The organism is Pseudomonas sp. WP18, assembly GCF_036689585.1.
GTDB lineage: Bacteria > Pseudomonadota > Gammaproteobacteria > Pseudomonadales > Pseudomonadaceae > Aquipseudomonas > Aquipseudomonas chlororaphis_E.
In genome coordinates, this window is record NZ_CP144758.1 from 4719090 (window position 1) to 4730078 (window position 10989).

The 10989-nt window shown below is 55.2% G+C and carries 6 protein-coding genes; 2 read left to right on the forward strand and 4 right to left on the reverse strand.

Features of this window, described 5'->3' with window-relative positions:
• The 4 genes from V5F23_RS20900 to V5F23_RS20915 are packed head-to-tail and all read right to left on the reverse strand — an operon-like array spanning window position 1 to window position 9616.
• Window positions 1–2895 (reverse strand): hypothetical protein, encoded by a 2895-nt coding sequence (locus tag V5F23_RS20900; RefSeq protein WP_338496422.1) that lies wholly within the window; start codon window positions 2893–2895, stop codon window positions 1–3.
• A 41-nt stretch (window positions 2896–2936) separates the two neighbouring features.
• A complete protein-coding gene (locus V5F23_RS20905) occupies window positions 2937–5336 on the reverse strand; it encodes a hypothetical protein (RefSeq protein ID WP_338496424.1) in 2400 nt (799 codons plus the stop codon).
• Window positions 5337–5370: 34 nt separating this feature from the next.
• Entirely contained in the window at window positions 5371–7764 is a 2394-nt protein-coding gene (locus tag V5F23_RS20910; RefSeq protein ID WP_338496426.1) for a hypothetical protein, read from the reverse strand.
• Window positions 7765–7810: 46 nt separating this feature from the next.
• On the reverse strand, window positions 7811–9616 hold the full coding sequence (locus V5F23_RS20915; RefSeq protein ID WP_338496429.1) for a hypothetical protein: 1806 nt from the start codon (window positions 9614–9616) through the stop codon (window positions 7811–7813).
• A 173-nt stretch (window positions 9617–9789) separates the two neighbouring features.
• Here V5F23_RS20915 and V5F23_RS20920 point away from each other — a divergent pair, with 173 nt between their 5' ends.
• Together V5F23_RS20920 and V5F23_RS20925 are read left to right on the forward strand one after the other, a co-directional pair.
• Window positions 9790–10275, forward strand: coding sequence for a hypothetical protein (locus V5F23_RS20920; RefSeq protein WP_123578393.1), 486 nt, complete (start codon window positions 9790–9792; stop codon window positions 10273–10275).
• Between the two features lie 200 nt (window positions 10276–10475).
• The gene (locus tag V5F23_RS20925) at window positions 10476–10949 is read left to right on the forward strand and encodes a hypothetical protein (protein ID WP_212802926.1); all 474 of its coding nucleotides are present in this window, start codon (window positions 10476–10478) and stop codon (window positions 10947–10949) included.
• Window positions 10950–10989 lie beyond the last annotated feature (40 nt).

Consider the following 10989-nt stretch of genomic DNA (forward strand, 5'->3'; position numbering starts at 1 on the left):
TCATCTTCGTGTCAGCACCAACTTGTTACGGCTGTCTTCATTAGTCGGTGATTCGAACGAAACCGCCAGCGAATGTCGATTGCCTTCTTCATCGAGCAGGACAAGATGGAGGCCGGGGTCCAGTTTCTGGCGATACAGTTTTCGCTTATCGCCGCCCGCCCGTCCGTCATACCAATATTCCACGTCATCCGTGCGGTGCAGGCTGATCACCAGTTCGCCTTGGGCCGGCCGTTCCCCGTCGAATGCGGTCTTCAGGTTCTTCTGCAAGCCCCTCATCATCCCCCACAAGTAAGGATCGAAAGACAACCCGTCGGGCGCCGGGCTGTCGCTATTCTCGAAGTTGGCGGGATTGAAGGCGTAACCGGTGTAGCTAAAGTAAGTCTCATCGATCAATTCACTTTCCCACTGTATCGTTGAAATATTGTTTTCAATCTGCAGCGTGCTGAAGAGAATCGGATCGATTCCGCGCCGCAAATAACTGAGGTACCAGTAATCAACGGATTGACGGTAATAGCCGAAGTAATCCCATTCCGGATTTGTCTGACTGGGCGGTTCATCATGCCCGTCGCTATCCTGCCACCTGCGCTCACGTTTAAACTCATAATTCGACAGCGCGGGAGTCGCGGGCCTGATGCCCTGCACCGTCACCTCATGGTTTTCCCCCCTATCGTCCGTGGAGTTATGGGTGCCATAGGGCGAATCGAATCGCGCAAAGAAGGTATGACTGCCTTCTCGTGCAACATGGATATAAAGCTCGCGATAACGCACGCCATTATTCTTGGGTGTAGGAGGCGCCAGCGCCTGCGTTCTGGCGGCGGTGGCCGAAAAGAACCTGAAACGATTCCTGGCCTTGCTGACCGCCCAGGGGATGTCGCTGCCATATTCAATGCCTTCCTGGCCTACCGGAATGAACGGCACGGTGTTGTTGGTCAATTTATCGACCAGCCTGAGCGTCGCCAGCTCGGCATCGCTCACTGGAATGTAGACTTCCTGGCCGCCGATGGTGACTGAACTGGTTGCAATGGTGACGATGACAGGTATCTGTTGAAAGCCGTTGCTGAAACAACGGTCCAGGCCGTTGTTGACCGCAACTGAAAATTCCGCAAGTTCCAGCCAGCGCGGTTCCGGTTGCACCTGTTGGGACAGCTGGATGATGCTGAAGCCGGCCGCCCTGGCCACGCCGTTGACCAGGTAGGAACACCTCACCACACTGACCCGGAATCGGGGTTGGGCCGGGGGGGTGAATACGCCATTGCCGTCCACACTCCCCTCACCGACCACCTCCCATAAAACATCATCCTCAGGGTGCACGTCGGCATACAATTGAATCGGATCGCTGGCGGTGATGGCGGCAACATAGGCCGGTTCGACCGGCAGTGTGTGCACGGCCCTGAGCAACACGATGCTCGCTTCAATCGTTTCGCCGGTCTGTGTATCGGTGACCAGGATTCTCTGGACGGCCAACGGGTCGGTCTGGCTGGCAGGCGGTGTGTAGGTGGCGTGGTTGTTATCAATGACCTCCAGCCTGCCTTGGTCCGGCGAAAGCGAAGGCCAGCGCAAACTCCCAGTGCCCAGGGTCGTCACAGTCAGCGCAACAGGCGTTGGGTTGCTCCCTACGCCACGCACGGACACCCGTGGCGAAATGTTCATGCTTTCAAAAACACTGAGTACCAGGGCTGAACTCTTTTGCGGCCTGCCCTCTTTCATGTATTGCGCGGTCACGACGACCGGTTGCTGCTCCTTGCCCATGCGTGTCTGGCTTGGCGGCGTATAAACCCCACTCGATGTGATATCGCCCACCGACAATGGGCTCAAGGGATTGCTGACACTCCATTGGGCGCTGACGCTGGACCCGTTGCTCTTACGCGCGACAAACGTCTGCGGGCCGCTACCACTTTTCAGGCTGACGAACGCCGGCTCGACGGTCACCGTTTCGGAGGTCGACTCGATATTGCCCAACACCAAGAGATCATGGGGCGTATGGCGGCCATTGGTACTTTCGACGAACACATTGTCGTTTGGAAAAAGCAGGTTCTTCAGCACGTCCAGCTGCACATCGTCGAGCAGTTCGATCCACTCACTGTTGAGCACCAGCGAAGCCGAGTACAGCGGCTTCCCTGCGGCTTTGTCGTCCGGGATCAGGTAAGGGAAATCGCTGCCTTCAACGGGCAGCCCGTCGCCGTTTTCGTCATGGATCTTCAGCCGAACGAACAGCAGGACCGCGCCATCTTCCGGGTTGGCGGACGCCGGGGCTTTTTGTGTGCGAATGTAGAAGCCGGTTGGGCTCAAGGGGTTATACCCACTGAAATCGAACAGCCCCAGTTCAAAAATTCGCTGGTCCTCGGGCAGCACGGCCAGGCGACTTTGGATCAAGGCCGCCAGGTGCTTATCGACCCCGGTCATGCCGCCCAGGTTACAGGTCATTTGCAGGTCGCTGGCCACATCCAGCGTCACCCGCCCGCGCTTATCCACTTCCCCCACGATGGGGTTGAGGCTGAGCTTCATCTGGATGTGGTAGCCCATCGCTTCAGTGATGGTGAAACTGGACAACAAGCGCACCGCACCGCCACCGACCGGATGACTCTTGGCGGTATAGGTGCCGCTGACGATGTTCATGGTCAATGTCACCATGGACTGGTTCAACGATGCCGAGGCGAATGACAACACTGGTTTGCCCAGGAGCAAACCGTCCAGCGTCATCGACTCCGTTCGATCATCGATGTACGCCACACCGCTGATGGGCGGGATGAAACGCCCCTCGTGCAACCAGGTCAGGTATTGCGTTTCCAGCAAACGATTGAGTTGCTCGCGACCAAACGCGACGATCGCCCCCCATCCATTCGTGATGGAGCGCCCCGTCATGCGAGTCAACAAACTTTCCAATGAGTTCGACATCATTATTCTCCAGCAATTAGCAGGAACGGTCGGTGACTGGCTCAGCCATCGGCGCGGAGCATCCGGATCGTCTCGGGCACGGTGAATAACGGCAGCGGTAGGATGATGTAGCCATCATCCGAAGCCATTTCCGGTCTAGGAGGGGGGGCTAGGACTGTGATGACCACAAACCTGTCCGGCCCCGCAGGGTCCAACGTCAGCACGCCGGTCACGGCATCAATTCGCGCAGAACCTCCGCCCAGCAACACTTGCCACTCCTCGTTCCAAGCACCGGGGTTGATTGGGCCGTTCACCCCCATGATCGACAACTGGAGTTGATTCTCCGGCAAAGTAACCGCCTCATTGATCACTACTTGAAGAAGCGCCCGCCGGTGCAGCACCAGCACACTGGTCGTCTCGCTCACCCGGGTCCGTGGGTTGGTGACCACAATCGTATCGACAGTAGGCGATGAATCGCCGATGGCAGGACCAGGCACATAGCTGTGGTCCTTGCCCTCGGCAGGGTTCGGCCGCACCTCGGCCCCCGAAGTCGGATCCTGGATGCTCCAGTCCAACCGCCCGCCATCCACGGCGCCGGCCGAGACGTCGTGGCCCAGGGAATCACCGGCCGTGGCGATCATGATCAGCGGGTTCACCGACAGGCTGCGTTTCGTGACGCTCACCAGCGCCGAGCTGGTGTGGCTGCCGTCGGTGGCGGTGATGACCACCCGGACGGAACTGCGCTGGATTTCAGCGGCGGTGGGCGGGGTGTAGAGGCCACTGGAAGTTATGACGCCCTTGGGCACGTTCTCACCGAGGATGTTTCGCACTGACCAGGTCAGGTCGTTGCGCGGCGGCTCGGTCCGAAATTGCAGCGGAACGGTATGAGGGATGATGGGCTCCAGCTCGGTGATGCTGAAGGCTGATTGATTGGGGCCGACATGGCCGAACAAGGCCCAGTCGGTCGGTGTATGCGCACTTTGAAGACTGATCGAGTTTTCGCCACGAAAAAGCAGGCTGTTCAGCGTGAAGACGTTGAGGATTGGCAAGTTAGAGATAAAACGCTCATAGGCGGGTTCCAAGGTAGCGACCATCTTGTTCTGGTAAATCTCTTCGAGCAGGGCCCAATCATCATCCGTAAAATACTCTCTCAGTTCACCCGAACTCAGCATGGATTGGTACGCACCGACCATCTCGGTCCGTCTTTCAAAGACCAAACTCCCATCCTTAATCAAAAGCTCAAAACTCAGTCCCCCACCGTACACGAAAAAAATGTTCGCAGGCACATTGTATGAAACACCTTTATACTTGCGCAAAACAATGTCAGTCTGAATTTGTGAGCCCACCACAGCCAAACCGCAATATTTTATCTCTCCGGGCCCTCCTAACCATGACGGATGACCGGGCGTCACAAACGAAAAATAGGACTGAAAAGGCTCAAACACGTCATAAAATTTTATTTCAAGATTAGGAATTTCAATATCAAACCTAGAATTACTCACCATCCCCCATGGTTCTTTTATCCCACCCTTCATCCCGCGAATACCATAAAACACATCATTAAGAACAATATCCCTGTACTCAAACTCAGGCAGCTGATTAACCTTTCTCAAACCATCGACCATGATTTTTTCTTTGACCATATCGCAAGCAAGCAACACCGTCACAGTATGGCCTTCTGGCAATAGATACTTCAGATCCGCATTATCGATAGGCACATAGCCATTCTCTTCCCCCTCCATGGCGACAAACACGACTACGGCACCTTCACCCTCGTCTTCGTCGGCCAACAGCCTGACGCCCGAGTCCTTTTTATTATGGGTGCGAATATAAAACTTAGAAGGTTTCAAGAACTGGTCCGGTTCAAACCTCAGCTCGTTCAACACGAAGACTCTCTGCGTTTCCGGCAACCCCTTGAAATGGTTCTTGAAGCGTTCGCCCGCCACCCGTTGTAAATGCTCGGAGGGCATATCAATCAAGCGGTAATTGCTGCCATTGGATATGTCCAGTTCCACCCGCCCCGCAGAGGTGACCGAGCCAGCGCTTGCCGTGAGATCAATGTCGAACTTCAACCCAGGCCCATCCAGTACATCTTTTTCGGACACCCGGGTGAGCGACCATTGTTGGGCACCTTCTTGCTTGGTGAAAGACAGGTGGGTGCCGCCCACTTCTTTCATTGTCAACTTGGCTGCAGACTTTTGCAGGTTGGAACCGGCAAATGACAGCCGTGGTGCGTCCATTTGATAATTGTGCAGAAAGTTCTTCTGGGTCGGTGTGGTACTGTCGCGTACCTCTTCGGTGATGGGCTGCATGAAGTCGCCGGTACTGAACCGGGTGATGTATTCCTGCAACAGGACCTTGTTGGTTTCGCTGCGCCCATACGCCAGAATCGCGCCCCAACCTAATGTCCGGGGTTTTTCCTTGAGCCAGTCCAGCAAGGTATCGACGGAATTGATGTCCATGACTGAATCCTCTCGTTGAGCATCGACCAGCTATTTATGGGTTATCGCGCAGCATCCGGACTGTTTCGGGGACGCTGAACAGTGGCAACGGCAAGATGATGTAGCCATCCTTCGAAGGGCTGTTCGGTCTCGGAGGCGGTTCCAGAACGGTAACCACCACAAACTTGTCTGGGCCGTCAGGGTTGAGCGTCAGCACGCCGGTCACGGCATCGATTCGCGCGGAACCGCTACCCAGCAGCACCTGCCATTCCTCCTCCCAATCACCAGGATTGATCGGGCCATCCATGCCCATGAGCGACAGTTGGAGTTGGTTCTCCGGCAAGGAGACCGCCTCATTGATCACCACCTGAAGCATTGCCGGCCGGTGCATGACCAGTACACTGGTCGTCTCGCTAACCCGGGTCCGTGGGTTGGTGACCACGATCGTATCGACGGTGGGTGATGACTGGCTAATGGCGGGCCCGGGCACATAGCTGTGGTCCTTGCCCTCGGCGGGGTTCGGCCGCACCTCGGCCCCCGAGGCCGGATCCTGGATGCTCCAATCCAACCGCCCGCCATCCACAGCACCGGCCGAGACGTCGTGGCCCAGGGAATCACCGGCCGTGGCGATCATGATCAGTGGGTTCACCGACAAGCTGCGTTTCGTGACGCTCACCAGCGCCGAGCTGGTGTGGGTGCCGTCAGTCGCGGTGACCACCACCCGTACGGAACTGCGCTGGATTTCAGCGGCGGTAGGCGGGGTATACACGCCCGTGTTGGTGATCGTTCCCTTGGGAACAGTCTCACCGAGAATGTTGCGCACCGACCACGTCAAATCGTTTCGACGCGGCTCAGTGGTGAACGTGTGTGCAACCGTATGAGGGATGATGGGCTCCAGCTCAGTGATGCTGAAGGCCGATTGTCTGGGGCCGACGTGGCCGAAAGCTGCCATGTCGCCAGGGCAATGAACACTGTCGAACCGGACGGCGTCTTCGTTGCGGAACAACAAGCTATTAAGCGTGAAGACATTAATTTCTGTCGTCGGGCTTATAAACGTTTCAATCGTCTGCCGTAGAAACGGAGCAATCATCCCCTCGAAACTTGCCTTGATCCGCGGAAAGTCTTGGATTAAAAGCGGCTGATCTTGATAGGTCCCAACACTTACATCGACCTTAAACAGCTCATTGCTTTCATCAACCGCCAACATTATCCTTCCGGTTTGCGGCTCCAGCTTATATTTAAATCGCCAAACACACTCCCATGCAGACCCCAGATTCCCACTGATAGTGGGTGGAAAGGTACTATAGAAAATAATGCATGATTGCTCTTTGGTCCCTCGCCAATCCAATACAATTTCTCCAGCCTCACGACGGACACGAAACGAAGCAAGACCTGGCTGCGGCCCTCCCCCGTGATCGGAGAAATTGGTAATCAAGGACACCACCTGGATAAATTTAATATAGCGATCAGCTGTAGGCGTACCGTCGTAAAAATGTTCAGCGTATTTCCCTTTCCCCCCAAAACCGATCATCTCAGTGAAACCGTTTACGGTTTCAAACTCTGCACGAAAGGCGTCTTCCAACGTGTGCGTCCGCCTGACGCCTTCAGCGATAATTCTTTTAAACAACATTTCGCTTCCCAAAAGCACCGTAGCCGAGTGCCCCTCCGGCAACAAATACCTCAGGTCCGCATTATCGATAGGCACGGTGCCATTCCCATCGCCTTCCATGGCGACGAACAGCAATACCTCGCCCTCGCCTTCATCTTCGTCAGCCAATAAGCTGACCCCCGACTCCTTCTTGCTACGGGTGCGGATATGAAACTTCGAAGGTTTCAGAAACTGATCCGGTTCGAACCTCAAATCGTTCAACACGAATACTCTCTGCGCTTGCGGCAACCCCTTGAAATGGTCTTGGAAGCGTTCCCCCGCTACCCGCTGCAAATGCTCGGACGGCATATCGATCAAGCGATAATCGCTGCCATTCGAAATGTCCAGTTCCACCCGCCCCGCCGAAGTGACCGAGCCGGTGCTCGTCATGAGATCGATGTCGAACTTCAACCCCGGCCCATCCAGTACATCCTTTTCGGACACCCGGGTAAGCGACCATTGCTGTGCGCCCTCCTGCTTGCTGAAAGACAAGTGGGTGCCGCCGACTTCTTTCATCGTCAACTTGGCCGAAGACTTCTGCAGTTTGGAACCGGCAAATGAAAGTCGCGGTGCGTCCATTTGATAGTTATGCAGAAAATCCTTATGGGTCGGCGTCATATTGTCGCGAATCTCTTCAGTGATGGGCTGCATGAAGTCGCCGGAACTGAACCGGGTGATGTATTCCTGCAACAACACCTTGTTGGTTTCACTACGCCCATACGCCAGAATTGCCCCCCAACCTAATGTCCGGGGTTTTTCCTTGAGCCAGTCCAACAAGGTATCGACGGAATTGTTGTCCATGATAAGTCCCTCTCTCACTAAAGCGGATCGGCAACGGCAGTTCGATTTATCTAACCAGCGTCGCCGTGGTATCTCTAAAGACCGTGAACGTTTCACCGCCGTCAAAACTGACACGTGCTTTTAATGAAAACTGTTCATTGAGCTGTAAGATTTCCAAAAAGCTTTTCGGTAACTTTTCCGTAATTTTCTTGTTTCTGAATTCGGCCTCTGACACAGGCAGGGCGTTACGCACCGGCAATACGACCGGGCCGGCATCGCTGATACCCGCGGCTTCCATCGTCAACAGTTGCCCCTCGGCCATGAAGGGCCAGGCGTCGTAGCCCGAGGACTCAATGACCAGATCGGCCCCGCTGAAGGGGACGTTGCTCCGAGACATCTGGTTGCCCGTAATATGCACGGAGCTCGTCGAGGGGTAGCGGTTGGCGTCCAGCGGCGTGACGAGCAGGTTGAAATGGACGGAGTCCTCGCCGTTCACTCGATAGAACACTGGAAAGTAACGACCTTGCGCGACCGTCGACATATTGGCCGCAATGGCGGTGGAGGGAATCTGAAAACACCTGCCCGAGACAGGTGTCGTTGTAACGTATCGCCCCCCATTGGGGTGACCCTGCCAATGCACTTCCACCGTGCCCGAGCCGATTTCCGCCGTGTCGGGCACGGTGACGAAAGTGCCGTTGGTGCTTGCCGGCCATGTGCCCTGGTTTTCCCCATTCGCGGTGGCGCCCTCGACACTCGGAGCCGGCAAATGCAGAGGCTTGCTGATCTCCAGCACCAGGGGTTCGGCCGTTTGGGCCGTGCCGGCTCGCGCGTACTGGTAAAGCACCTTCACCTGGCCATTGCTGTTGGCTGCCAGCCATTGAGGCTCGATGTGAAATTCGATGCGTGTGCTGTCCACGATCGAGGGATCGACCCGTAGCGCTTGAGTGACACTCTTGGCCGATTCGCTTCCCGTCCAGTACAGCACCACCCAGTCGTCTTCCTGGATGTCCGGATAGACCGGTTCGACCAGCAGCGTCAGACCGTCGGGATAGTGCCCGGGGTTGATCGGGCCACCGGTGTAGTCCTTGACGGTAATGGCGGGCAACAAGGCGGAGCCGGGCGCCACGATATCGATTCGCTGCTGTTGCGACTCGCTGTACCGGGCAGGCGCAGACTGCCCAGCGTACTCGACGCGGTAACTGACATCGGCGTAGTCACCCGCGATGCCGATAATTTCGATAAAGGGCACGGTAAACGTCAATGGCTGGCGCACGTGCTCGGCCCTGATTGCCCTGGTGTCCTCGTGCACGGGTTCCGGGCTGTCTGCAAAGTAGCCTTGCCAACGGAAGGTCACGGTATCCCCGACACTCATGGCCTGGTAAGGCGGTATCACCGCGATGGCACCTGACGAACCGATGGTCGCAGCGTCTATCGAACGGTCATGAGATTCCTTTATGTGCGGGACGGGAAGCTTGTTGACGGCTTCAGGGTGCCTTCCCACGTAGCAGAATACGCGAAGCGATTCCGGCCCCTTTGCATTGGGGTCGTTGGGGGCATCCAGCGAACCCACGGCATAGGAATAGAGCACCCATCCCTGGTCCAGGCGTTGAAGCAGCTCATTGGGCAGATTCACCGGCATGCCCCGCTCCGGGGTGTACCCACCCTCGCTACTCACCTGCACTCGAAAATCAATGAGATCGACCGCTTCGCCCTGGGCGCCGCACCCTTGCCAGTTCAGCCAAAGCGTGTCGCCGATGCCCATGCCGGGAAACTTGATATAGCTGAGCAGCGGAGCGCCGCGCATGTGCTCCAGATCGATCCAATCACCCGGTTGTAACGCCGGTATTTCCGGGCGAGGGTTCACATCCGCCATTTGATAGTCCTCGAAAATTCGAGTGCAACAGGACATCGGAGATCACACTCTAGGTTTCCAGGCGAGACACTGTCCACTAACAGAACTGCTAGGTTCCAGATCACCATGAAAGTGTTAACGTGAGGCTAATTACTGTTGTGCCGCCTTCTTTCATGATTGATATGGAACGTGCTATGCCTTCTATCAAAGCGATCGCTGTCGGCTTATTGCTAGGCAGCCAACTGCTTTATTCAGCCGCCGCCTTTTCAACGACGGGCACAATTATATTGAGGGATAACGAAAACGCTATTTGCTCTTTACCCGTGCCGGAACCTGGTAACACTAAAGCCTACAGTTTTGTCAACGCGCCACTGCAATGCGAGAGATGGAACGATAGAGCCCGCTCCATTCAACTGACGAACGTCCCTTCTGCCACGACCATTATCATGAGTGAATCAGGCGATTGCGGGCGATACTCCAGCAATTCATGGCTGGTCATGAAAACCACAAAAAAGCAGACCAACTCGACCATCATTGCCATTGAATACCTGACGACCTTTCAAAAGAACCAGATCATAGAACCAGGCTTGCAGATGATCGACCTGCAAATAAAAAACGAATTCAGGGACAAGGTTTCCTGCATCCATATCACCACCTCGGCCACACCGCCCTCGCCTTGATTGGACTGGGTAACCGGACGCTTTATGCGGCCCTTGGCGGCGGCTCAACCTCCAGGACATTGGAGACCACACTCTAGATTTCCAGGCGCGACACTGTCCACTAACAGAACTGTTAGGTTTCAGATCAACTTCGAGGTGATACCGTTGAGGCTAATGTTGCTTGTGCACTTTCCTTCTCTATCGATATGGACATGTCAATCATGAACCACATCAAAATAATGGCTGCCGGTTTATTATTAGGCAGTCAACTGATCTATTCGACCGCGGCCTTTTCAGAAATCATATTGAGGGACAAGGACAATGCGATTTGTTCCTTACCCGTACCGGGGCCTGGCGAAACCAAGACCTACAGCTTTCTTAGTGGACAGCCGTGCAAGGATTGGAGCGATAGGGCGCGTACAATCGAACTGGCAGAAGTACCGTCGGCCACCACTATTCTTCTGACCGACAACGTCTCATGTGCACTATTGGATAACTCTTCCTGGGTATTATTGAAAACCAAAAAAAAGCAGTCTAACACTACCATTATTGCCATTGAATACCTGACCACCTTTCAAAAAAGCGAGATCATCGAACCCGCCCTGCAAATGGTCGACCTGAATATAAAAACCGAATTCCGCGATAAAGTTTCTTGTGTCCAAGTCAAAACATCGGCCGCACCTCCTTCACCTTAAATCTTAAATCATGTTCAAGCATTGACTCTTAATAGTTGAG

Excerpts from the sequence above, each read along its gene's own strand:
- V5F23_RS20920 (WP_123578393.1), top strand. The coding sequence starts at position 9,790 with ATGCCTTCTATCAAAGCGATCGCTGTCGGCTTATTGCTAGGCAGCCAA.
- V5F23_RS20900 (WP_338496422.1), bottom strand. The coding sequence starts at position 2,895 with ATGTCGAACTCATTGGAAAGTTTGTTGACTCGCATGACGGGGCGCTCC.
- V5F23_RS20915 (WP_338496429.1), bottom strand. The coding sequence starts at position 9,616 with ATGGCGGATGTGAACCCTCGCCCGGAAATACCGGCGTTACAACCGGGT.
- V5F23_RS20910 (WP_338496426.1), bottom strand. The coding sequence starts at position 7,764 with ATGGACAACAATTCCGTCGATACCTTGTTGGACTGGCTCAAGGAAAAA.
- V5F23_RS20905 (WP_338496424.1), bottom strand. The coding sequence starts at position 5,336 with ATGGACATCAATTCCGTCGATACCTTGCTGGACTGGCTCAAGGAAAAA.
- V5F23_RS20925 (WP_212802926.1), top strand. The coding sequence starts at position 10,476 with ATGAACCACATCAAAATAATGGCTGCCGGTTTATTATTAGGCAGTCAA.